This window comes from Caulobacter sp. 602-1, from assembly GCF_003931565.1.
Taxonomy (GTDB): Bacteria; Pseudomonadota; Alphaproteobacteria; order Caulobacterales; family Caulobacteraceae; genus Caulobacter.
This window is the reverse complement of sequence record NZ_RRYI01000001.1, coordinates 260,861-283,725: the sequence shown is the minus strand read 5'-3', so window position 1 is coordinate 283,725 and position 22,865 is coordinate 260,861. Positions and strand designations below refer to the sequence as shown.

Annotated in this window: 22 protein-coding genes; 13 read left to right on the top strand and 9 right to left on the bottom strand. The window is 68.2% G+C overall.

All coding sequences use genetic code 11. The features are described 5' to 3' along the window. Positions 1 to 178 precede the first annotated feature (178 nt). The 4 genes from EIK80_RS01490 to phnC all read right to left on the bottom strand — a co-directional run bounded on the left by EIK80_RS01490 (position 179) and on the right by phnC (position 5,672). A complete protein-coding gene (locus EIK80_RS01490) occupies positions 179 to 2,587 on the bottom strand; it encodes a TonB-dependent receptor (protein ID WP_125155194.1) in 2,409 nt (802 codons plus the stop codon). Between the two features lie 411 nt (positions 2,588 to 2,998). Next, complete coding sequence (phnE, locus tag EIK80_RS01485; protein ID WP_125155193.1) at positions 2,999 to 3,832, bottom strand: phosphonate ABC transporter, permease protein PhnE; 834 nt, start codon at positions 3,830 to 3,832, stop codon at positions 2,999 to 3,001. Between the two features lie 8 nt (positions 3,833 to 3,840). Beyond that, positions 3,841 to 4,866, bottom strand: coding sequence for a phosphate/phosphite/phosphonate ABC transporter substrate-binding protein (gene phnD, locus EIK80_RS01480; RefSeq protein WP_125155192.1), 1,026 nt, complete (start codon positions 4,864 to 4,866; stop codon positions 3,841 to 3,843). Next, the gene (phnC, locus tag EIK80_RS01475) at positions 4,863 to 5,672 is read right to left on the bottom strand and encodes a phosphonate ABC transporter ATP-binding protein (protein WP_125155191.1); all 810 of its coding nucleotides are present in this window, start codon (positions 5,670 to 5,672) and stop codon (positions 4,863 to 4,865) included. Before phnC ends, phnD begins: the two co-directional genes overlap by 4 nt. Positions 5,673 to 6,021: 349 nt before the next feature. On the opposite strand from phnC, the gene EIK80_RS01470 reads away from it, so the two are divergent. The 8 genes from EIK80_RS01470 (at position 6,022) to EIK80_RS01435 (ending at position 13,816) form a co-directional block, all read left to right on the top strand. After that, positions 6,022 to 7,281, top strand: a complete 1,260-nt coding sequence (locus EIK80_RS01470; protein ID WP_125155190.1) for a type III PLP-dependent enzyme — start codon at positions 6,022 to 6,024, stop codon at positions 7,279 to 7,281. Positions 7,282 to 7,421: 140 nt separating this feature from the next. Next, entirely contained in the window at positions 7,422 to 9,176 is a 1,755-nt protein-coding gene (locus EIK80_RS01465; protein WP_125155189.1) for a 6-pyruvoyl-tetrahydropterin synthase-related protein, read from the top strand. Positions 9,177 to 9,289: 113 nt separating this feature from the next. Beyond that, on the top strand, positions 9,290 to 10,342 hold the full coding sequence (locus tag EIK80_RS01460; RefSeq protein ID WP_125155188.1) for a deoxyhypusine synthase: 1,053 nt from the start codon (positions 9,290 to 9,292) through the stop codon (positions 10,340 to 10,342). Positions 10,343 to 10,404: 62 nt separating this feature from the next. Beyond that, the gene (locus tag EIK80_RS01455; protein WP_125155187.1) at positions 10,405 to 11,178 is read left to right on the top strand and encodes a phosphatase PAP2 family protein; all 774 of its coding nucleotides are present in this window, start codon (positions 10,405 to 10,407) and stop codon (positions 11,176 to 11,178) included. Positions 11,179 to 11,246: 68 nt separating this feature from the next. Next, positions 11,247 to 12,044, top strand: coding sequence for a phosphatase PAP2 family protein (locus EIK80_RS01450; protein ID WP_125155186.1), 798 nt, complete (start codon positions 11,247 to 11,249; stop codon positions 12,042 to 12,044). A gap of 42 nt (positions 12,045 to 12,086) precedes the next feature. Beyond that, complete coding sequence (locus EIK80_RS01445) at positions 12,087 to 12,572, top strand: Fur family transcriptional regulator (protein ID WP_125155822.1); 486 nt, start codon at positions 12,087 to 12,089, stop codon at positions 12,570 to 12,572. Between the two features lie 45 nt (positions 12,573 to 12,617). Beyond that, on the top strand, positions 12,618 to 12,803 hold the full coding sequence (locus EIK80_RS01440; RefSeq protein WP_125155185.1) for a hypothetical protein: 186 nt from the start codon (positions 12,618 to 12,620) through the stop codon (positions 12,801 to 12,803). Between the two features lie 65 nt (positions 12,804 to 12,868). Then, the gene (locus EIK80_RS01435) at positions 12,869 to 13,816 is read left to right on the top strand and encodes a thioesterase family protein (protein WP_125155184.1); all 948 of its coding nucleotides are present in this window, start codon (positions 12,869 to 12,871) and stop codon (positions 13,814 to 13,816) included. 121 nt (positions 13,817 to 13,937) lie between these two features. On the opposite strand, the gene EIK80_RS01430 is transcribed toward EIK80_RS01435, so the two are convergent. Then, positions 13,938 to 14,828 carry an alpha/beta fold hydrolase gene (locus EIK80_RS01430; RefSeq protein WP_125155183.1) on the bottom strand — a complete coding sequence of 297 codons (891 nt, stop codon included), beginning with the start codon at positions 14,826 to 14,828 and terminating at the stop codon, positions 13,938 to 13,940. Positions 14,829 to 14,902: 74 nt separating this feature from the next. On the opposite strand from EIK80_RS01430, the gene EIK80_RS01425 reads away from it, so the two are divergent. Continuing rightward, positions 14,903 to 15,337 carry a DUF488 family protein gene (locus EIK80_RS01425; protein ID WP_125155182.1) on the top strand — a complete coding sequence of 145 codons (435 nt, stop codon included), beginning with the start codon at positions 14,903 to 14,905 and terminating at the stop codon, positions 15,335 to 15,337. Positions 15,338 to 15,344: 7 nt separating this feature from the next. On the opposite strand, the gene EIK80_RS01420 is transcribed toward EIK80_RS01425, so the two are convergent. Further along, the gene (locus EIK80_RS01420; protein ID WP_125155181.1) at positions 15,345 to 16,133 is read right to left on the bottom strand and encodes an SH3 domain-containing protein; all 789 of its coding nucleotides are present in this window, start codon (positions 16,131 to 16,133) and stop codon (positions 15,345 to 15,347) included. A 103-nt stretch (positions 16,134 to 16,236) separates the two neighbouring features. Here EIK80_RS01420 and EIK80_RS01415 point away from each other — a divergent pair, with 103 nt between their 5' ends. From EIK80_RS01415 to EIK80_RS26540, 4 genes are all read left to right on the top strand, one after another. Next, positions 16,237 to 17,097, top strand: a complete 861-nt coding sequence (locus EIK80_RS01415) for a crotonase/enoyl-CoA hydratase family protein (RefSeq protein ID WP_125155180.1) — start codon at positions 16,237 to 16,239, stop codon at positions 17,095 to 17,097. Positions 17,098 to 17,364: 267 nt separating this feature from the next. Further along, the gene (locus EIK80_RS01410; RefSeq protein WP_125155179.1) at positions 17,365 to 17,778 is read left to right on the top strand and encodes a hypothetical protein; all 414 of its coding nucleotides are present in this window, start codon (positions 17,365 to 17,367) and stop codon (positions 17,776 to 17,778) included. 253 nt (positions 17,779 to 18,031) lie between these two features. After that, complete coding sequence (locus EIK80_RS01405) at positions 18,032 to 18,979, top strand: MBL fold metallo-hydrolase (RefSeq protein WP_158624620.1); 948 nt, start codon at positions 18,032 to 18,034, stop codon at positions 18,977 to 18,979. A gap of 9 nt (positions 18,980 to 18,988) precedes the next feature. Continuing rightward, a complete protein-coding gene (locus EIK80_RS26540; RefSeq protein ID WP_233586396.1) occupies positions 18,989 to 19,096 on the top strand; it encodes a fumarylacetoacetate hydrolase family protein in 108 nt (35 codons plus the stop codon). 3 nt (positions 19,097 to 19,099) lie between these two features. Here the strand turns inward: EIK80_RS26540 and EIK80_RS01395 are convergent, their stop codons facing one another. The 3 genes from EIK80_RS01395 to EIK80_RS01385 are packed head-to-tail and all read right to left on the bottom strand — an operon-like array spanning position 19,100 to position 22,829. Then, complete coding sequence (locus EIK80_RS01395; protein WP_125155177.1) at positions 19,100 to 20,425, bottom strand: c-type cytochrome; 1,326 nt, start codon at positions 20,423 to 20,425, stop codon at positions 19,100 to 19,102. Next, complete coding sequence (locus EIK80_RS01390) at positions 20,422 to 22,200, bottom strand: GMC family oxidoreductase (protein WP_125155176.1); 1,779 nt, start codon at positions 22,198 to 22,200, stop codon at positions 20,422 to 20,424. Before EIK80_RS01390 ends, EIK80_RS01395 begins: the two co-directional genes overlap by 4 nt. After that, positions 22,197 to 22,829 (bottom strand): gluconate 2-dehydrogenase subunit 3 family protein, encoded by a 633-nt coding sequence (locus EIK80_RS01385; protein WP_125155175.1) that lies wholly within the window; start codon positions 22,827 to 22,829, stop codon positions 22,197 to 22,199. Before EIK80_RS01385 ends, EIK80_RS01390 begins: the two co-directional genes overlap by 4 nt. Positions 22,830 to 22,865 lie beyond the last annotated feature (36 nt).

Genomic DNA, 22,865 nt, shown 5'->3' with positions numbered 1-22,865 from the left:
GCAACAACTGTTGTTCGCCGGCTAAACTGTGTCACGGCGGCAACATGGGAAAATCACGGGAATAAAGCAGAAGATCCGGTCTCCGGGGCGGGGGATAGAGACCGGAAATCCGTATCCCTCCCCCTCCCGGATGTCGGAAGGGCGGCCCGTCGCCGAGCCGCCCTTCGTCACGTCGGGCCTAGTATTTCACGCGCAGTTCAATGCCGTAGGTGCGCGGCGGGTTGAAGTTGGCGTAGTCGCCGATCGTGCCGCGGTTGGCGGCCGAGATGCGGTAGATGTGCGACTCGTTCAGCAGGTTGCGCGACCACAGCGACAGGCTGGCCGAACCGGCGTCGCCCATCGTGATGTCGGCCAGGGTCAGGTTGCCGTTGACGATGAAGCTGCTGTCGCCCTTCACGGCGACGTTCTGGACCAGCTTGCCGGTCGGCGAAACGTCGGCGAACTCGGTCTGGAACGAGTACTGGGCGTCGGCGTAGTTGGCGTCCAGGTGCGCCTTGAACGTCATCGAACCCACCGGCTGCTTGAAGTCGATATAGGCCGAGGCGGCGTTCGGCGGCGTGTAGACCACGTTGACCGGGAACGGCGTGCCCTGCGGGACGTCGGCGTTGCCAGTGAACGGGAACGGCGCGGCCGGCACCTTGACGTCGGTGTAGGCGTACGAGACGCCGACCTGGATCTGGCTGGTGACCTGGGCGGTCAGGTCAGCTTCGAAGCCGCGGATCTTCGAGGTGCCCGGCGCATTGCGGGTCTCCTCAGTGTGCGCGCCTTGCGTCGGGCTGCCGGGGGTGGTGTCGACGTTGTCGAAGTCGATCTGGGTGCCGTCGCGGTTCATGGCGTAGGCGGCCAGGTTCAGACGGACGCGGTTGTCGAGGAAGTCCATCTTGGCGCCGATTTCGTACGCCTTGACCTTTTCGGCGTCGAACGCCTGGAAGGTCTGCGAACGGTCGTTGGCGCCGCCGGCGCGATAGCCGGTCGAGAACTTGGCGTACAGGTTCACGCCTTCAGCCGCGTCGTAGGCCAGGTTGACCAGCGGGTCGAAGCGGCCCTTGTCGTAGGTGAACGTGAAGTTCGTGGCCTTGCCGTTGACGATGTAGAGCGTGCCGTCGCGCTTGTCCTTGGTGTAGCGACCGCCGACCGTCAGGTGCAGCTTCTCCATCGTGGCCGGGGTGTAGGTGCCCTGGCCGTAGATGGCGTAGCTCTCGGCGTCGGCTTCCGAGGCGCGGGTCAGGAAGCGCGTGCCGCGCTCCCAGCCGGCGGTGCCGGCCGCGGCCTTCGACGTGCCCGCCGACGAGCGGATGGTGTAGGCGGTGCCGTCGGCGTTCCACTGGTTGGTGAACGGCGTGGCGGCCGATTCCTTGGCGTGTTCCTTGAAGTAGTACAGGCCGGCGACGTACTGGAAGGTGTCACCGAAGTCGCCGACCGCCTGGAATTCCTGGCTGTACTGGTTCTGATACAGGTCCGAGAGGCTGTAGCGGCCGAAGTTGGCGTTCGGGGCGAAGACGTTGCGGGCTTCGATGCCCGAGTTGTCCCACTGGTTCGTCGCGACGGCGCGGGCCGCCGTGATCGAGCGCAGCTGCAGGTTCGGCGAGACGTTGTACTTCAGCGTCATCATCGCGCCGCCGGTCTCGTCGACGCTGGGCTGCTGGACGGTGCCGATGTCCGAGACCTTCTGGCGGTCGGTGTGGACCTTCACCAGCGAGGCCAGCGGGTTGATCGTTCCGGCCGGAGCGCTGGCCGTGGCCTGGACTTCAGCCAGGGTGCGGACGCGCTTGCCATAGGGGTTGTAGTTGATCAGCTGGCTGAAGAACGGGGTGTTCTCGTCCTTCGCGTAGTCGACGGCGACCAGGGCGCTGAACTTGTCGTTCGGGCGATACAGGGCCTGGATGCGGCCGCCCTTGCGGTCGTACTGGTTCCAGCCGGCTTGACCCGACATCGGGTTCTTCACGGTCGGATCCTGGTGTTGCAGCAGGCCGTCGACCTTGATCGACAGGCCGTTGAACTCCTGGAAGTCCTGGTGCAGCTCGGCGGTGTAGGCGCCGTAGTTGCCGACGCCGGCGACGATGCGGCCGCCGGCCACGCCCGACGGACCCTTCGAGACGATGCTGACAGCGCCGCCTTCGGTGTTACGGCCGAACAGCGTGCCTTGCGGGCCGCGCAGCACTTCGACGCGCTCCAGGTCCAGCAGGGCGACGTTCAGGCCTTGCTGACGGCCCAGATAGACGCCGTCGATATAGACGCCGACGCCCTGGTCGCGGGCGGTCTGGTTGGCGTCGAACGGGACGATGCCGCGGATGCCGACGGTCAGGGCCGACTGACGAGCCTCGAAGGTGGCGACGCGCAGCGAGGGGATGGCGCCGTCCATCAGGCTGATCAGGCTCTCGGCGTGGCGGTCGGCCATGGCCGTGGCGCTCAGCACCGACACCGCGATCGGCGTGGTTTGCAGGTTGGTTTCACGCTTGGTGGCCGTGATGACGACCTGCTCCAGCGCCGTGCCGTCCGCATCGGGCGCGGGATCGGCGGCGTAGGCGGTCGAAGCCGTGGCGACCATCAGAGCGACGAGCGCCGCCCCACCGAAATAGTTACGCATTTGGAGGTACCCCTGTTTGGTTGGCCGGGGGGATAGTCCGCATGCAGTGATGGTTCAGTGACGCCACTGTGTATGTTTTAAGACGTGATAATTTTGCGCCACGCCGGCTCAACTCAGAATATCCGAACGCATTCGCCCGCCGCGCGAACCCAGACACAAAACGTTACGATACAGAAACAAAACGTCTTGATCTGGACAAGTTTCAGAAATTCGATACCGGCGTTATCTGTTTCATTTCGATACATGAAACAGCTGTATGATCTCGATGAATATTCCACCCAATACTGAGGATCGAAGCCCAAAAGGCGCCACGCTCCGGCTCCGCGCGGAACGTCGGAAACGCGACGGGCGCGCCAGCGTCTGGCTGGCGCGCCCGGGTTTTTCGATCGGGCCGGAACGAAGGATCGGCGGCTAGAGCAGCCGCGTACGGATCACTTGCGACAGCAGGTCGATGATCGACACCGCCACGACGATGACCAGCACGATGCAGCCGGTCTGGTCGAACTGGAAGGCGTTGATCGAGTCGAACAGGATCTGGCCGATGCCGCCCGCGCCGATGATGCCCAGCACGGTGGCGGCGCGGGCGCTCGATTCGAAGCGGTAGAGCGCGTAGCTGGTCCACAGCGGCGCCACCTGCGGGATCACGCCCCAGACGATCTCCTGCAGCTTCACCGCGCCCGTGGCGCGGACGCCCTCGACCGGGGCCTTGTCGATCGACTCGACGGCTTCGGCGAACAGCTTGGCCAGCACGCCGCCGGTGTTGAACATGATCGACATCACCCCGGCGAACGGCCCCAGGCCCACGGCGGTGATGAAGATCAGGGCCACGACCAGGTCGGGGATCGAGCGGATCAGGTCCAGCAGGCGGCGAACCGGCTGCTGAATCCACACCGGCGCGATGTTGCGCGCGCCCAGCAGACCCAGCGGGATGGCCGCGATGATCGCCAGCGCCGTGCCCCACAACGCCATCTGGATGGTCTGCCACATCTTGCCGATGAACAGGCCCCACTCCATCGACATGAAGAGCTTGGGATCGGTGAACGGCTTGAAGAACAGCTTGGCGAAGCCGCTGGTCCGCTCGGTGTCGGTGAACAGCTGCGGGAACTTGTCGATCTCGGCCGGCCTGAAGCTGACGATCAGCAGCAGGATCACCCCGCCCCAGAGCAGGACGTCGAAGGCCAGGGCCGAAGCCGAGCGCTTGGGCGGCGCCGGGATGGCCCCATCACTTTTGGCGGCGTCGCTCATCGAGGACCTCAGTTGGCCGGCGTCGCGGCGACGCCCGCCTTGCCCTCGGCGGCGACGCGTTCGGCCTTGACGCCCTCCAGCGTCTTCTGGGCCGCGGCGATCTTGGCCTGGTCGCCGGACTCGCGGGCCAGGCCCAGCTGCTCGGTGGCTTCCATTTCGCGCACCACCAGCAGGTGGGTGTCATCCGCCGGCTTGAAGCCGCCGATCGACAGCTTCTTCAGATAGCCGCGCTGCTGCTGCGCCGCCGGCGTGTCGCCCTGGGCGTAGGTCAGGAAGAACTGGCGCAGCTTTTCCTTCACCACCGGGTCGAGATCCTTGCGCCAGACGATCGGGTCCTCCGGCAGGGTCGGCGACTCCCAGATCACCCGGATCCGGTCGGTGACGCCCTCGCCGCGCGCCCTGGAGAGATTGATGGCGGTCGAGTTGTTGGTCGCCGCGTCCAGCTTGCCGTTGGCCACCGCGAACAGGTTGGCCTGGTGGTTGGCGCTGATCACGGTCTTGAAGCACTCTTCGGGCTTCTTGTTGGCCGGGATGAACACATAGGTCATCGGGGCCAGGGTGCCCGAGGTCGACTTCTTGTCGCCGATGCCGAAGTTCAGCGACTTGTCGCACTTCAGCAGGTCCTGGATCGTCTGGACCTTGCTGGCGGCCGGGACGATGATCACCGACTTGTAGCCGTCGGTGCCCGACGGATCGAACGTGCGGGCGAAGACCTCGCCGTTCGAGCGGCGCACGGCTTCCAGGCCCGATTGGTTCGAGAACCAGCCCAAATCCGTCTGCTTGGCGCCCATGGCCACGATCAGAGACGAGTAGTTGGACGAGAAGAACGGCTTCACCTTCAGGCCGGTCTGCTTCTCCATGTCGGCCAGGATCGGCTTCCAGTAACCTTCCATGTTCTGGGCGGACTCGGTCGACAGGATCGAGAAGGTGACCGTGTCCTTGGCGGCCGGGGCGTCGGACTTCTGGCCGCACGAGGCCAGGGCCAGGGCCGACAGGCCGGCGGCGAATACGAGGGCCGAGCGGCGGCTGATCATTGGGGAGCTCCTTCCCAGAACACGTCTTCGAATTCCGGGCCGTAGATATCGATGAGTTTTTCACGCTTCAGGCCGGAGGCCGGGCCGTCATAGACCTTCCGGCCGGCCTTCAGGGCCACGACCCGGTCGCAGTAGCGCAGGGCGTAGTCCACCTGGTGCAGGGTGACGACAACGGTCAGGCCGTCGCTTTGATTGAGATCACGCAGGATCTCCATGACCTTGCGCGCCGAGACGGGGTCGAGCGAGGCGACCGGCTCGTCGGCGAGGATGATCTTGGCCTTCTGGACCAGGGCCCGGGCGATGGCGCCGCGCTGCTGCTGGCCGCCCGACAGGGTGTTGGCGCGCTGGCCGGCATAGTCGGCGACGCCGACCCGAGCCAGGGCCGCCATGGCCGCTTCCCGCGTTTCCTTCGGCCACTGGCCGAACAGGCCCCGGACGAACGGGATCCGGCCCAGTGAGCCCAGGGCCACGTTGCTGAACAGCGACAGGCGGCCGACCAGGTTGAACTGCTGGGCGATGAAGCCGATGCGGATGCGCGCCTTGCGCACCTCGCCCGACACCCGACCCTTGGCCTGCACCGGACCGCCGAAGGCCTCGATGTGGCCGCCCTCTTCGCCTTCTCTAGGGGCATCGATGGTCTGCAGGCCGTCGATGGAGCGAAGGAGCGTGGATTTCCCCGAGCCCGAAGGCCCGATGAGCGCGATCATCTCGCCTCGATTGACGTCGAGGGAGACGGTGTCCAGCGCACGGCGAGACCCGAAGGTCTTGGAGGCGGCGCGGATCGAGAGAACAGGGTCCGACGTCATGGTCGGGGCGAATCCTTAACGTGGTTTCGGTGCTTGGGAAATGCGTTCTCCGGTTTGGGCCAGGTAAGCAATGGATTTGTGACGGCCCGAGCCTCTTATCGGGTTCGGATCAAGCCATCCGGGACGGACAATGGGCCCCGTTTTTCTTGTCTGGAGCGCGTTCCGCGGCGAAACCGCCCATACTTTCGCCTGACGCGCGCCCCTGGATCGTTTGGTCTCAAACGGGGCCGCAAAAGGGACTTTACATCCCCGACCATTGCCCCTATCTCGCTCGCTCCGGCGGACCCGAAGTCCTCATAAGCGCTGCTAACGCCGGCCTGGGTTTAACTTCTGCAGGGGTCTACGTGAATTGCACACGTACCATACTCCCCTGGACCTGGTCCGTGAGCGGTCACCGGAACGTCCTGTCGCACTCGTGCGACCGGACGCGGTGTCGGTAGCGGCGCGCTGGTTCCAGTCCGAATTTAAAGGCGACGTCTTCTACGCGGTGAAGGCCAATCCTTCGCCGTGGGTGATCCGCGAGCTGGCGCAGGCCGGCTTGCGGTCGTTCGACGTCGCGTCGCTGAACGAGATCGAACTCGTGGCCAACGAGGCCCCGGGCTCGCGCATGGCCTTCATGCATCCGGTCAAGAGCCGGGTGGCCATCTCGGCCGCCTATTTCGACCACGGCGTGAAGACCTTCTCGTTCGACACCCACGAAGAGCTGGCCAAGATCCTGGACGCCACCGGCCAGGCCAAGGACCTCAACCTGATCGTCCGCATGGGCGTGCAGGCCGAGGGCGCGGCCTACAGCCTGTCGGGCAAGTTCGGCGTCGAGCCGCACAACGCCCCGGGCCTGCTGCTGGCCGCGCGCCGCGCCACCCAGGACCTGATGGGGCTCAGCTTCCACGTCGGCAGCCAGTGCATGCGCCCGACGGCCTATCAGGCCGCGATGGCCCAGGCCTCGCGCGCCCTGGTTCGCGCCGGCGTGCTGGCCGATGTCGTCGATGTCGGCGGCGGCTTCCCGTCGATCTATCCGGGCATGGTCCCGCCGGATCTCTCCGAGTACCTGGCGGCCATCGACCGCGGCTTCGCCGAGATGATGGTCCACGAGACCACCGAACTGTGGTGCGAGCCGGGCCGCGCCCTGGTGGCCGAGGCCTCGTCGCTGCTGGTCAAGGTCGAGCTGAAGAAAGGCGACGCGCTGTATCTGAACGACGGATCGTACGGCTCGCTGTTCGACGCCGCGCACATGAAGTGGCCCTTCCCGGTCAAGCTGTACCGCAAGAACGGCGAAGTCGTCGAAGAGGGTCTCAAGCCCTTCCGCTTCTACGGCCCGACCTGCGACAGCGTCGACCACATGCCCGGCCCGTTCTACCTGCCGGAAAGCGTCGACGAGGGCGACTACATCGAGATCGGCATGCTGGGCGCCTATGGCGTCGCCATGTCGACCCGCTTCAACGGCTTCGGCGAGAACGAGACCGCCGAGGTCCAGGACGCGCCGATGGCCTCGATGTACGGCCTGGCCAAGCGCTCGATCCCGGCGGTCCGCCAGGAGAACGAGGAGCGCAAGATCGTCCGCTTCTCGCGACCCAAGGGCGCGGCCGGCAAGCGCAAGCGCCGCCGCTAGACGCGGACGCCGCAACGATCCGGAGGCCAGGGCCTGTCCCTGGCCTCTTTCGTTTCGGCCCGACTTTTCAGCCTGAGATTGCGGCTGGACTTTTCCACGCGCGTCCGACACACGAACCGCTCGAATCCGGCGGAGCAGGCATGACCACGATCTCGGAATCCGAGCACGCGACCGACGCTCCATCGGGCCGCCAGCCGCGTCCGGTCATCGTCCTGGCCACCCTGCTGCTGACCGCTCTGCTGCTGGTGGGCTCGACCCTGGTCCGGGGCGCGGGTCCCAGCGACAGCGTGGTCTACAACACCGTCTGGGTTCACGAGTTCATCGAGGCCCTGCGCCGGGGCGACCTGCCGCCCCGCTGGCTGCCCGGAGCCTTCCAGGGCCTGGGCGCGCCGTCGTTCTACTACTACCCGCCGATGGCCTTCTACGTGGCCGCCGTGGTCGACTTCGTCACCCTGCACAAGCTGAACGCCCTGCAGGTGACGGCCTGGGCGAACTTCCTGCTGCTGCTGGCCTCGGGCGGCGGCATGTTCGCCTGGCTGCGCGGCCGCGCCGGCGACCGCTGGGCCCTGATCGGCGCGGTCGCCTACATGCTGGCGCCCTATCACACGATCGACTTCTACTTCCGGGGCGCCTTCGCCGAGGTCACCGCCTACGCCGTCCTGCCCTGGCTGCTGCTGGGGCTGGAGCGCGCCGCCTCGCAGAGCCGGGGGATCGCGCTCCTGGCCCTGAGCTACGCGGCCCTGATCCTGTCGCACCTGCCCAGCGCCCTGCTGGTCACGCTGATCATCGTTCCGGCGGTCGTCGGCTGGCGGGTGTGGACCGCCGCCCCGGCCGACCGGATCGCCGTCGCCGCGCGCTGCCTGGCCGGCGGCGTGCTGGGCCTGGCCCTGGCGGCCGTCTATCTGGGTCCGGCCCTGCTGATGCAGAAGGACGCCCAACTGGTCTGGCTGTGGGGCGGCGACACCGACGGCTGGAGCCTGCTGGCCTTCAGCCGCTGGCCGGCCGGCGGCTTCATGACCAAGATCGCCCTGTCCAGCTGGTGCGCCGGCGCGGCCGGCCTGGCCGCCCTGTTGGCGGCGATCGACGCCCCGCGGCGCCGCACGGCCGTTCCGGCGATGCTGTTCGGCGCGGTGGCGGTGCTGGCCACCGTCCTGCACGCCCTGCCCTGGGTGTGGAAGGTCCAGCCGCTGTCGCAGGTGCAGTTCGCCTATCGCATCATCGTGGTCAGCGAGGCCGCCGCCGTGGCCGCCGTCTGTCTGGCCGCCGTGTCCGGCCGCCCCCGTCGCCTGGCGGCGCTGATGGTGGTCCCGGCGGTGCTCGCCGGCTGGCTGCTGGTCCTGGCCTGGCCTGGCCTGCGCGCGGTCACCACCATCCCCGTCGACCCGGGCGGCGAGGCCCTGATCGCCGCCGGCCGCGCGCCGAACGAGCACCTGCCCGCCGGCTATCCCGTCTATCCCGCCTTCGACGACCACGACCTGCTGAACGCCTTCCCCGGCCAGCCGCTGGTGGCGCTGGGCGAGGCCGGCGGCAAGGTGCTGGCCGCCAGCGGCTTCCCGGACGGCAGCGTGGCCATGGACCTCGACCTGCCGGCCCCGACCACGGTGACGGTCAAGCGCTTCTACTTCCCCAGCTGGCGCGCCGAGCGCGTCGACGGCCGCCAGAAGACGCCGCTCCAGGCCCTGCCGATCGGCGCGACGCGCTTCGTGTCGTTCCAGGCCCAGGCCGGCCGCCACGTCTACCGCATCCGCCAGGTCGCGACGCCGGTGGAGCGCGCCAGCAACGCCGTGACCCTGGCCGCGCTGCTGGTCGTCGCCGCCCTGCTGGCCGCGCCGGCCGTGACGCGTCGGCGACGCGCGCGGCCGGAAAAGACGGAAACCGCGATTGGGACTCGATAATCGTCGCAAACCTTCTATATAGCGCGCCCTTGCAACCAATCCCCTCGCCGGTCGCTCCGTCCCGGCGTGCTCGCGGGACACGACGGGCGCTCACCTTCAGAGGATCCTCTGTCATGAACGCTCCCGTTCCGAACAACACCAAGGCCGAACTGCTGCAGACCGTCGTCGAGCACATCGACATCACGTCGTTCGACGCCCGTCCGATCATCGACTCCATGCGCAAGATGTCGTTCTCGAGCCGCGACACCGCGCGCGCCGCCGACATCTTCAACATGGCCCTGGCCGACAAGGGCTGCTCGCCCTGGCTGATCCTGGCCGGTTCGACCTCGGCCGGCGGCTGCATGCACGTCTACCGCGACATGGTGAAGAACGGCATGATCGACGCCGTGGTCGCCACCGGCGCCTCGATCGTCGACATGGACTTCTTCGAGGCCCTGGGCTTCAAGCACTATCAGGCCGCCGGCCCGGTCGACGACAACGTGTTGCGCGACAACTACATCGACCGCATCTACGACACCTATATCGACGAAGAAGAGCTGCAGAACTGCGATCACACGATCCTGGAGATCTGCAATCGCCTGGAGCCGCGCGCCTATTCCTCGCGCGAGTTCATCTGGGAAATGGGCAAGTGGCTGAGCGAAGGCAACGCCAAGAAGCCCGGCTCGCTGATCCAGACGGCCTATGAAGAAGGCGTGCCGATCTTCTGCCCGGCCTTCGTCGACAGCTCGGCCGGCTTCGGCCTGGTCAAGCACCAGAAGGAAAAGATCGCCGCCAAGCAGCCCTATCTGATGATCGACGCCGTCGCGGACTTCCGCGAACTGACCGACATCAAGATCGCGGCCGGCACCACGGGCCTGTTCATGGTCGGCGGCGGCGTGCCGAAGAACTTCGCCCAGGACACCGTCGTCTGCGCCGAGATCCTCGGCGTCGAGGCCGACATGCACAAGTACGCCGTCCAGATCACGGTGGCCGACGTCCGCGACGGCGCCTGCTCGTCGTCGACGCTGAAGGAAGCCGCCTCGTGGGGCAAGGTCTCGACCACCTACGAACAGATGGTCTTCGCCGAAGCCACCACGGTGGTGCCGCTGATCGCCAGCGACGCCTATCACCGCGAAGCCTGGAAGGGCCGCGAGAAGCCGCGCTGGAACAAGCTGTTCGGCAAGTAAGCTTGATCCGACTCCAGTGAAAATGCAGGGTCCCCGGAATTGCTCCGGGGGCCCTTTTTCATATGCGTATTCTGGCCTTGGCCGCCCTTGTCGCCCTCACGGGCTGCGCCACGCTCGGCGGCGACACCGCCCCGGCGGGCCGCTACCTGACCAAGGCCCAGTTCGACGCGCGCGATCACTTGGCCCCGCCGCCCGCCAAGGGCTCGCCGGAGGCCGAGAAGGACCGCCAGATCTTCCTGGCCACCCGCAAGCTGGAAGGCACGCCGCGCTGGACGATCGCAAAGGCCGACGACGAGGAGGAGAACGTCCTCGCCGCCTTCACCTGCGCGCTGGGCTACACGCCGACCCGCGAGAAGAACCCCAAGCTGGCCGCCATGCTGCTGCGGATGAGCCGCGACGTGCGCCCGGCGGTGTCGGGCCCGAAAATGAAGTACCTTCGCGCCCGCCCCTTCCGGTCGCAGGGCGGGCCCTTGTGCATCAAGCCCGGCCTCGGCTTCTCGCTGTCGCCGGACTACCCATCAGGCCACGCCACCTGGGGCTGGACCGTGGGCCTGCTGCTGGCCGAGGCCGCGCCGGACCGCTCCGAGGTCATCCTGGCCCGCGCCCGGGCCTTCGGCGAGAGCCGGGTGATCTGCGGCGTTCATAACGCCAGCTCGGTCGAGGCCGGCCGCAAGAACGCCGAGACCCTGTTCGCCGCCTTGTGGGGCTCGGAGGCCTTCAAGAACGACCTGGCCGGCGTGCGGGCCGAGCTGGACGCCACCCGCGCCCAGGCCTCGCCGCCCGATCCGGCCCGCTGCACCGCCGAGGCCAACCTGCTGAGCGCGCCGCTGCTCTAGTCGCGGCCTTGCGAGTGTCACGCTTGGGAGTCAGGGTCCGCCGCATCATTGTTCGGGGACCTGTCTTCATGCGCTTCAAGCTCGCTCTCGCCGCCGGCGCCGCCCTAGCCATCGCCGCCTCGGGCCTCTCGGTCTCGGGCATGGCCTTCGCCCGCCAGGAGGCCCCCGCGCAGAAGGGCTACCTGCCGCCGGGCGCGCTGGACACCTCCAAGATCCTGCCGCCGGCGCCCAAGGAAGGCGAGGCGCGCTACGAGAACGACCGCAAGATCTTCCTGGCCACGCGGGGCCTGAAGGACACCCCACGCTGGACCCTGGCCCAGAACGACGTCGACGAGCGCAAGATCATCGGCGACTTCGCCTGCGCCCTGGGCTTCACGCCCGACCCGCAAAAGCTGCCAAAGACCACCGCCCTGCTGATGAAGCTGCGCTTCGACGTGATCGACGCGGTCAACAAGCCCAAGGACCTCTACCAGCGCAAGCGTCCCTACCTGATCGACGAGGGCCCGATCTGCGTCGACAAGACGGACGGCCTGGCCAAGAGCCCGGACTATCCGTCGGGGCACACCACCTGGGGCTGGACCGTCGGCCTGATCCTGGCCGAAGCCGATCCGGCCCACGCCACGCCGATCCTGGCCCGGGCCCGCGCCTTCGGGGAAAGCCGCCTGGTCTGCGGCGTGCACAACAACAGCGCGGTCGAGGCTGGCCGCACCAACGGCGCGGCGCTGGTCGCGGCCCTGCACGGCTCCAAGGCCTTCCGCGACGACGTCGACGGCGTGCGCGAGGAGATCGCGGAAGCCCGCAGGGCCGCGACCGCCCCAGCCCAGTGCGACGCCGAGAGCGCGCTGGTGGCCAAGTCCCCGTACTAGGCGAAGGTTGCGCTGGAGAGCCGTGGCCTCTACCTGTTGGCCATGGCCCACGGCTCTCCTTGCGGACACGATCACCATAATCACGGCGTCGCCGGCGCGAGCCTCGCGGCCGAGCTCGAGGCGGCCGAGGCCCGGTGCGCGGCCGCCGAACAACGCCTGACGGCCCCGCGTCGCCGGGTGCTGGAGCTGCTGCTGGAAGCCGGCCAGCCGGTGAAGGCCTATGACCTGATCTCGACCTTCGGAGGCGACGGCCCGCCGGCCAAGCCGCCGACCGTCTACCGCGCCCTCGACTTCCTGGAGAAGCAGGGTTTCGCCCACCGGATCGAGAGCCTCAACGCCTATGTCGCCTGCCGCAAGGAGGCCGACGGTCACGCCGCCGCGTTCCTGATCTGCGACTGCTGCGGCGCGACCCGCGAGATCGAGCCCAAGGCCAGCGCCGAGATCATCGCCGCAGGCGCCGCGGCCGGCTACGCCCTGACCGCCGTGACCATCGAGGCCCACGGCCTCTGCGCGGACTGCCGGAACTAGGTCACGCCCAGCCCGGTTGTTTCCTCGAACCGCGAGGAGATCGTCATGGCCGACCAACCCAATACCGATGGCCGCGAGGCCAATGAGGCCGAACCGCTGGGCGACTTCACCGCGCTCGGCGGCAAGAAGGCGGTCGAGAAGACCGGCGAGGAATCGCGCAAGCGCGCCGGGCCCGACGGCGGCGACGCCAAGGAAGTCGGCGACACCTTCAAGAACGCGGGCAAGCGTTAAGCTAGCCAAGCTTCGTCGAACACCGCTAGGCTCGAACGGCTGTTCAACACCGTGCGAGAGACGCCATGACGACCGCTGAGACCCTCCCCGGCGTCGAGATCTGGCGGGGAGGCGTCAACACCTGGGACTGCGACGAGATGGGGCACATGAACGTGCGCCACTACGTCGTCCGCGCCCAGGAAGGCCTGATCGGCCTGGCCGCCGAACTGGGCCTGCCCCAGGCCTTCTCGCCCCACGCCAACGCCACGCTTCTGGTCAAGGAACACCACATTCGCTTCCTGCGCGAGGCCCACGCCGGCGCGCCGCTGACCATGCTGGGCGGGGTGATCGAGATGAGCGAGACTGAGGCCAGGCTGCTTCAGTTGCTGATCCATCCGGCCTCCGGCGAGCTGGCCGCGACCTTCCAGACCACCGTGGTCCACGCCACCCCGCGCGAAGGCCAGCCCTTCCCCTGGCCCAGGATCGCCCATGCGCGCGCCGAAGCCCTGAAGGTCACGATCCCCGAGAAGGCCCGCGCCCGGAGCATCGACCTGTCGCCGTTCACGCCGACCGCCAGCCTTGAGCGCGCCGCCGCCCTGGGCCTCTCGCGGATCGGCCTGGGCGGCCTGCTGCCGTCCGATTGCGACGTATACGGACGAATGCGCGCCGAGCAGTTCATCGGGCGGGTTTCCGACGGCATCGGCGCGTTCATCCATCCATTCCGCGACATCGTGGTCGACCACGCGGACTCCAGGCCCTCGCGGTACGGGGGCGCGGTTCTGGAGTACCGGATCGCCTACCTGGCCTGGCCCCGGCCCGGCGACCGCGTCGAGCTCCGCTCCGGCCTGATCGGCACGGACGCCCGCACCATGCGGATGGCCCACTGGATGCTGGACCCGGCGACGGGGCAGCCGTGGGGAACCTCGGAAGCCGTAGCGATCACCTTCGACCTCGACGCGCGCAAGGTGGTGCCGGTGACGGACGCGGCGCGAGCGGCCCTCGCGGCGCATGAGGTGGAGGGGCTCAGCCTCTAAGCCCAATTCTTGTCATCCCGGCAGCCTCGTAGAGGCTGTCCGGGACCCAGGGGTCACCGCCCGGCCATTGGCCCCTGGGTCCCGGCTCGGCGCGCTACGCGCTTGGCCGGGATGACAGTTCCTATTGTGTCGCCATGTCGAACAGCGCGTCGCGCACCACGTCCGGCCGTTCCATGGGCAGGAAGTGGCTGGTTCCCGCGATCGTCTCGATCTTCACGTCCCGGCCCCGCCGCGCGAAACCGTCGCCGGCCATGCAGGTCGAGTGCTTCTCGGCCTTGAGGATGCGCACGGGCGCCTTGACCCGCTTCACCGCCCGCCAGGGATCATGCGCCTGGGCCGCGTAGTTCGAGGCCTCCCACGCCGGCGCGCAGGCCAGCTCGACCTTGCCGTCGTCGCGGGCGACGAAGCCGCCGGCGACATAGTCGGCCAGCATGGTCTCCGGCCAGGTCTTGAAGGCCCCGCGGCCCTTGTAGCCGGCGAACACCTGCTCGCGGTCGTCGAACACGGCCCGGCGGCGGAGGGCCGACTGGACCAGGGGCATGTGCTTCCAGAGACGGCCCGAGGTCCACGGCGCCTTGGCGTAGAGGGTGGCCAGCCACGGCATGATCACCGGGTCCAGCAGGACAAGGCCCTTGACCCGGTCCGGACGCTCGGCGGCGGCCAGCAGGCTGACCGTGCCGCCCATCGAGTGGCCGGCCAGCACCAACGGCGGGCCGTCCAGGACGTCGAGCAGTCCGGTCAGGTCGTCGCGCAGGTCGCGCCAGGACCGGCGGCCCTCGGGATTGGCGGGCAGGGTGGTGTCGCCATGGCCGCGCTGGTCGATGGCCAGGATCCGCAGGCCCGCGCCCAGCGGCGACAGCAGCACGCGATAGGTCTGGGCGTTGAAACCGTTGGCGTGGACGAACACCACGTCGATCGGCCGGTCCTGGGGGCCAAACTCCAGGGCCGCGATCTCGCCGCCGGGCACGGCCACGGAGCGCTTGCGAGGTTCGCGAAAGACGGCCGCGTCCATCGACTTGGCTCCCTTGGGACTGATGGGCGTTAAGGTAGGCTGGCGGAGACCCCGCGTCCATGGAGCCTCGCGATATGAATAAGCTCGCCACCATCGGCTACGAAACCGACACGCAGGGCGGCATGATCGCGCGGCTGAAGGCGGCCGAGGTCGAGCTGGTCGTCGACGTCCGCGCCGTGGCCAGTTCGCGCAAGGTCGGCTTCTCAAAGACCCTGCTGGGAAACAGCCTCAAGGACCAGGGCGTCGGCTATCTGCACCTGCGGCCGCTGGGCACGCCGAAGGCGGGCCGGGATGCGGCGCGGGCCGGGCGCACCGACGAGATGCGCGCCATCTTCAACGCCCATCTCGAGGAGCCCGAGGCCCAGTTGGCCCTGGCCCAGGCGACCGACCTGGCCAAGACCAGGCGGATCGCCCTGCTCTGCTACGAGGACGATCCGAACTGCTGCCACCGGCGGATCGTCGCCGACCGGATCCGTCAGACGCTGAAATGCGAGGTCATCGACCTCTGAACGCCCCTTAGGCCTGGGTCACCTGCCACTCGCCGCGCGCGTCCTTGCAGGCGCTGTAGCGCTGGCTGGTGGCGCGCTGACCGCCGCCCGACACCGACGCGTCGATCACGCGGCAGCTGGCGACCTGCTGGCCGTACGGGCGCACCAGCGAGGCGGCGGCGTAGCCGACGCCGTAGCCGCCGCGACCGACCAGCACCCAGCCGCCCGTCGGGACCACGCCCAAGGCGTCGAAGCTCTCGCCCGCCGCGATCTTGCCGACCACCTTGGCCTTGGTCGACGGGCCCGCGCGCAGGTTGGCCGTGGAACTGGCGACATAGGCGCCGCCGGCGGCTTCAAAGCTGGGCAGGCTCTGAACGCCGGCCGAATAGCGCAGGTCGCGGCCGTCGATCGGCGGGCCATAGCTGGACGAGACCACCGCGATGCGGCCCGAATTGCCCGTGCGACTGTTGGACCAGGTCTGGGCGACGCCGGTCTCCAGCGCCTTCTTGGTGGCCTGCTCGGCCAGGGCCGCGTCGGTCGACTGCATGCGGCAGCCGATATAGCCGCCCGCGGCCGCGCCGGCGGCGGCGCCGACCAGCGTGCCCAGGGTCTTGTTCTTGCCGCCGATCTTGTTGCCCAGCAGGGCGCCGGCCGCCGCGCCGATCAGGGCGCCGCCTTCCTGCTTGCCGCCCGAGCCTTCGCAGGCGAACAGGCCGCTAAGGCCGCGCGATTGGGCCAGGGCCGGAACGGGTGCGGCGGCCAGGCTGGAGGCCGTCACGGCGATCGCCAGGGCGGCGGAAATCTTGCGGGTGGTCATGGCGGCGTTCCTCTTCCGTCAGGTCAGTGTTGTGGTCGCCCTCGCCCCGGTTGATAGTCCGTGATCAACGATCATCAAACCTATCCATGGGGGAGAGCCAGGCATGAGTGGCCACGATCAGAACGAGTATAGCTGTTTCAAGGTCGAGATCGAGGCCGGCGTCGCGCACATCCAGTTGAAGCGTCCCGAAGCCATGAACACCATGACACGGCCCTTCTGGAACGAGCTTCCCGCGATTGTAAAAGATATTGATGACAACGCGCGCGCCCGCTGCATCGTCATTTCCTCGACCGGCAAGCACTTCAGCGCCGGCATGGACCTTTCGGTGTTCACGGACGACGAGGGCGTCACCGCCCGCCAGGACGCCGACCGCTGGGTGGCCGCCGAGAGCTTCCGTCGCTTCGTCCACGTGCTGCAGGACAGCTTCTCGTGCCTGGACAAGGCCCGGATGCCGGTGATCATCGCCATCCAGGGCGGCTGCATCGGCGGGGCGGTCGATTTCGTCAGCGCCTGCGACATCCGCTACGCCAGCGCCGACGCCTTCTTCCAGATCCAGGAAATCAACATCGGCATGACCGCCGACGTCGGCACCTTCCCGCGCCTGTGCAAGCTGATTCCCGAGGGCTGGGTGCGGGAGCTGGCCTATACCGGCCGCCGCCTGCCCGCCCAGCGCGCCCGCGATATCGGCCTCGTCAACGAGGTGCTCGACACCCACGAGGAGGTCGTCGCTCACGCCCTGGCCACGGCCCGGGAAATCGCCGGCAAGTCGCCGCTCGCCGTGGCCGGCAGCAAGGTGATGATCAACTACGCCCGCGATCACTCGATCGCCGACAGCCTGGACTACATCGCCACCTGGCAGACCGGCATGTTCTCCGGGCCCCACATGGCCGAGGCCTTCACGGCCAAGGCGCAGAAGCGGGACCCGGTCTATCCGGACCTGCTGCCGCTGAAGAAGAAGATGTAGCGCTCATCCCTCTCCCGGTCCGAACGCCGGCGGGAGAGGGCGGCCCGCCGGCTCTGGACGGGATGCTGAGCGCTCTGCCCGACGGCTTTCCGCCGTCGATCAGCGACCCGATCGCCGAGGGCGTCCGCGCCCCGCATGGTTCCTGAACGCCGCGAGCCCCCCATTTCGCGCGATATTGGTACAAGCCAGCCCTGCGGCAATTCCCCAGTGTACGGTGCCGGCCCTCGATCGAGGATTGCCGGACGGACCTTCGAACGAGGACGCCCCATGCAAGCCGCGCCGCCGCCTGTGGTCACACAGGAGCTCAGAATCATCGATCCGGAGGGCCACGACCGTATCGTTATGTCAGCTGCTGGAGGCGCGCCCCAGATCAAGATGATGCGTCCCGACGGCCATGACGGCCTGGCCATCACGCTCGATGGCGCCGGGCGCGCCAGCATACGCCTGGCCAACCCCCTGGCGACCGGCCCGAAGGCGGCGCTGGAGGTCGACGACAAGGGGGCCCACGTGAAGTTCGACCGTGAGGGCGGGGCGTCGAGCTACCTCTTTCTGAACAACGAGGGGGCTTCGGGCGTGGTGCTGATCGACAGCCAGGGCGTTCGCCGACTGAACATCACGCTCGATGCCGCCGGAACGGTCGCGATCACACGCTTCGACGCTCAAGGTCGGGCGCTGCCCTAGGTCCGCGTCCGGCCGTCGGCGGTCAAAGCGGAAGTTGCGCTTTCAAAGAGAAGTGAACATGCGTCCGGGACCGCCTCTGTGGCGGCCAGGCCGCCCGCCGAGCGCGGTAAGTGACGGCCGTGAGACCGTCGCTCCCCGCCGCGCCACGCCTCTTTTCAGCACGCGGGACCAAACCTCCGCTCATACAAGCAAGCCAGCCGGGCGCCCGCGTGAGACCCATTAGCTTCAGCATTTCCCTATGGAGGTTTCCGCCATGCGCATTTTGCCGCTCTTGATCGGCGCCGCCGCCTTGCTGGCGCCGATGGCCGTCCCGGCGCTCTGCGCCGCCGCCGAGCCGTCGCCCACGGTCGCCACGTTCCGCCTGAAGGTCGGCGAGGCCAGCATCGTCGCGCTCAGCGACGGCGTCTTTCCTCTCCCCGCCGACCAACTTCTGATCGCGGACCGCCCCGGAGTGGTCGAGCCGTTGCTCCAAAAGGCGGGTCTTCCGGCGGCGCCGGAGACCACGGTCAACGCTTTCCTCATCGAGGTCGGCGGACGCCGCATTCTCGTCGACACCGGTTCCGGCGCGCTGCTGGGTCCAAGTCTGGGGGGTCTCGCCGCCTCCCTCAAGGCTGCGGGCTACGCTCCCGACCAGATCGACGAGATCTTGATCACGCATCTTCACCCCGACCACGTCGGCGGACTGACGGCCGACGGCGGAGCCGTCTTTCCCAATGCGACCGTGCGCGTAGCTAAGGCAGACGCCGACTACTGGCTCGACAAGGCGCATCAGGCCAGCGCCGATGCAAGCGTCAAGGGCGCGTTCGACGGCGCAGCCGCCTCGCTTGCCCCCTATATCGCAGCGGGAAGGTTCAAGCCTTTCGAGCCCGGCCAAGCCCTGTCCCCCGGCCTGACGGCGCTGTCGACACCCGGTCACACGCCCGGGCACGCCTCCTATCGCCTGGTCAGCAAGGGCCAGACGATCGTCTTCTGGGGCGACATCGTTCACGTCGCGGCAGTTCAGTTCCCCGATCCGGCGGTGACCATCCATTTCGACACCGATCCGACCCAGGCCGCGGCCACCCGCAAGGCGCTCTACGAACAGGCCGGCGGCAATCATGCGCTGGTCGCCGCCTCGCATATCGCCTTCCCCGGCGTCGGCCGCGTCAGCCAGGTCGGCAAGACCTTCATCTGGTCGCCGGTCTCCAACGTCGGGCGCTAGCCCCCCGGCGTGGGCTTTGCCCGCAAGCCGCCGCTTTGGATGCAGCCGGGCGATATCTGCACCGTCGAGATCGAGCGGGTGGGCGTCCTGCGCAACCCGATCGTCCAGGGCGGCTAAGGCCTACCGGCCGGCCGAGGCGCGCCGGCCCCTGGCCACCTCGCCGCGGCTGACGGGACGCGCCTGGTTGCCCCAACTCGTGCGAACATAGGTCAGAAGCTGGGCCATTTCGCGATCGTCCAGGCGATCGGCAAACCCCGGCATCGAGAACTGGGCGGGCGAGCTGGGCGTCAAGGGTGTCTGCCCCCCGAACAGGGCGATGCGCACGATCGACTCGGCGCGCTCGTCGACCACGGCGGGATTGCCGGCCAGCGGCGGAAAGACGCCGCTATAGCCGCGGCCGTCCGATCGGTGGCAGGCCGCGCAATTGTCGAGATAGGCCTGCGCTCCCGGCGAGGACAGCTCACCGGCCTTCAAGCGGCGCGCCTCGGCCGCATCGTAAGCGAAGGCGCGACCAGGGGGCTTGGGCAGGGATTTCAGGAAGCGACCGATCGCCTCGGCGTCGCCCGGCGTCAGGCGGGCTGTCCCATGCTCGATGGCCGGCGCCATCGCCCCGAAGGCGGCGCCGCGAGCGTTGCCGCCGTGACGCAGGAAGTCGGCGATGTCCTGTGACGTCCAGTCGCCAAGGCCGCCTTGCCCGCCTGCCCGCAGGCTCGGCGCGGACCAGCCATCGATGCTGGCGCCGGCGAGGAAGGCGGGTCCTTCGGCGGCCGAGCGCGCCTTGACCTGCAGGGCGAACCCCCTCGGGGTGTGGCAATCGCCGCAATGGCCGGGCCCTTCGACGATGTAGGCGCCCCGCGCGACGGCCGGGTCGGCAGCGCTCGGCGGGGCGATGGCTTCCGGGGCCTTGGCGAACAGCCAGCGCCACAGGGTGAGCGGGAAGCGCATCGAGAGCGGAAAGAGGATCTCGTTCCTGGGCGCCGGCGTGGCGGCGGGCGCTACGCCGGCGGAGAAATAGGCGTAGAGCGCCTCGGTGTCGGCGCGGCTCATGCGCGCATAAGCGACGTAGGGCATGGCCGGGTAAAGCGACTGATCGCGCCGATTGACGCCATAGCGGACGGCGCGGTCGAAGTCGCCGAAGCTCCACCCGCCGATGCCGTAGGTCTTGTCGGGGGTGATGTTGCTGGTCATGACCCTGCCGATGGGCAGCGCCATGGCCAGCCCTCCGGAATAGTCGGGACGGTCCGGGACGCTGTGGCAAGCCGCGCAATCGGCGAGCCGGGCGACATAGGCGCCGCGGGCCACCAAAGCCGGGGTGACCGGCTGCGACAGCGTCTCGCGGCGGTCGCCCGCCGCTCGATCCGACAGCGCCGTCGCGGTCAACACCGCTCCCCCCAGCACGGCGGCGGCCCCGCCGACCAGCCAAGCCTTTTTGGCGATCGGCGTCATGCGTCCACCAGCGGACCGGGGGCCTTCAGATAGCGATCGCGGATCTCGGCGGCCGAGAAATAGGCCAGACCCGCCAAGAGGCCGGTCGGATTGTAGCCGAGGTTCTGCGGGAAGGCGCTGGCGCCCATCACGAAGAGGTTTGGCACGTCCCAGGACTGGGAGTAGCGATTAATGACGCTGGTCGCGGGATCGGCGCCCATGATCGCGCCGCCCGTGGTGTGGGTCGACTGATAGCGGCGCACGTCGTAGTTCTCGCCGGGCTTGATCAAGTTGACGCCGATCGACTTGGGCTTCATGGCCTCGACGATGGACCTGGCCTTGGCGTTGGCGTGGGCCGCCAGCCGGTACTCGTTTTCATGCCAGTTGAAGGTCATGCGCAGCAGCGGCTGGCCGAGTGCGTCGCGATAGGTGGGATCCAGGTCGAGATAGGCGTCGCGGTAGGACATCACCGCGCCCATCGTCGCCACGCTCATGCTGTGGCCATAATGTGCGGCCGCGGCCGCCTTCCAGCCAGCCCCCCAACGGGGCGCATCGGGCGGCAGGTTCATCTGCTCGATAGGTCGCGCGCCCGTGGCGCCGGCGAAGATCAACGAGCCGCCGATGAAGCCGAGGCCGGTGTGATCGAAGTGGTCGGAATTGAAGTCGTCGATCACCTGCTGGCCGCCAGCTCCAGCCCCGATAAAGGGGTTCAGGTGGACGTCCTTGTCGAAATAGGCCGAGACCGACGAGACCATCTGGTAGGCGTAGTTCTTGCCCACCACGCCCTTGCCGGTGGCCGGATCATAGGGCTCGCCGATCCCCGACAGCAGCAGGAGACGCACGTTGTGCATCTGGAAGGCCGAGAGGATCACCAGATCGGCGCGCTGCTCGATCAGATCGCCCTTCTCGTCGACATAGGCCGCGCCGACGGCGCGCTTGCCGTCGCTGTCCAGCAGGATGCGGGTGACCTGGGCGTTGGGGCGCACCTCCAGGTTCGTGCGGTGCTTCAGGATCGGCAGGATGGTCGTCTGCGGCGAGGCCTTGGAATAGAGGAAGCAGCCGAACCGTTCACAAAAGCCGCAGAGGTTACAGGGCCCCATGCGCACCCCATAGGGATTGGTATAGGCGCGCGAGGCGTTGGCCGCGGGCATCGGAAAGGCGTTGTAGCCAAGCTCTCGCGCCGCCCTTGCGAAGCGGATCGAGCTTTCGATGTCGGCGACAGGCGGATTTGGAAACGCATCGCTGCGCGGACCCTCGAAGGGGTTGCCGCCCGGCATCAGGGTTCCGCGCAGATTGCCCGCGCGCCCCGAGACGCCCGCCACCTTCTCGAAGTGGTCGAAGTGCGGCTCCAGCTCCTCGAACGTGACGGGATAGTCCTGGATGGTCATGTCCGGCCCGATGGCCTGGGCGCCGTAGCGCTCCAGAACGTGGCTGCGAAATCGCAGATCCTCGGGCGAAGCGCGCCATTGCTGGCCGTTCCAATGCGTCCCCGCTCCGCCGACCCCGTTGCCGAGCACGAAGCTGCCGTATTGGCGATAGGGAACGGCCTCCTGATCGAGGCGATGGCGGATGGTCACGGTCTCCCGGGCCAGCGGTTGCCAGTACTCGCCCCGGATCCCGTGTCGAAGTTCGTCAGCCACCTGGGGATAGGAAAAGTCGGGGCTTGTGTCGCGCATGGGTCCGCGCTCGAGGGCCACGACGGAAAGACCCGCATCGGTCAGGGTCTTGGCCATGATCGCGCCGGTCCAGCCATAGCCGATGATCACCGCGTCGACGGGTTTGGGACGTGGGCTCATCCGAACTTGCGCCCGCCGATCGAGACCGGGCCCAGCGGATAGGGCGCGCCGGGCTTGTCCATCCAGTCGGTAAAGTCGGCCCGCGCGCCCGGAAACCCGACCATGCGCCAGGCGGCCATGCCGCGATTGCCGCCGTGGATCGGGTCGGAAAAGTACCCTTCCCGGGTGTTGCGCCAGGCCAGGTCGAAGAATGCGGAGGCCGAGACGCCCTCGAGACCCACGCCGTCGGCTTCGACGAGTTTCAGGTAGGCGTCGCGCGCATCCGGGGAGAGCGCGGCGAAGGCTTTGCCGTGACGCCGGCGGACATCAGCGTCCAGGCCCGCGATCGCCTGGCGATACAGCGCGCGCGGCGTATGGGGATGCTGATAGCCGAGCGTGGCCGGCGCGTCCGGGTGGAAGGGGCCGCTCATGTACCAGTAAGCGCCCGCGCCGTAAGGACCGGCCAGTTGCAGGTCGATGAAGCCCGGAACACCTGCCTCGATCGCGCCGGGTCCGGTCGCGTCAGGCGGAATAAGGCGGTCGACCCACGCATTGACGAAACGCCATTCCGCGCGCGTGAAAAACTGTGGCTCTCGGTCATCGAGCTGCGGCGCCGCCGAAGGCGCGCACCCGCTGACCATGCCGGCCATGCCTCCGACCGCGAGGGGTCCAACACCGGCGGCAAG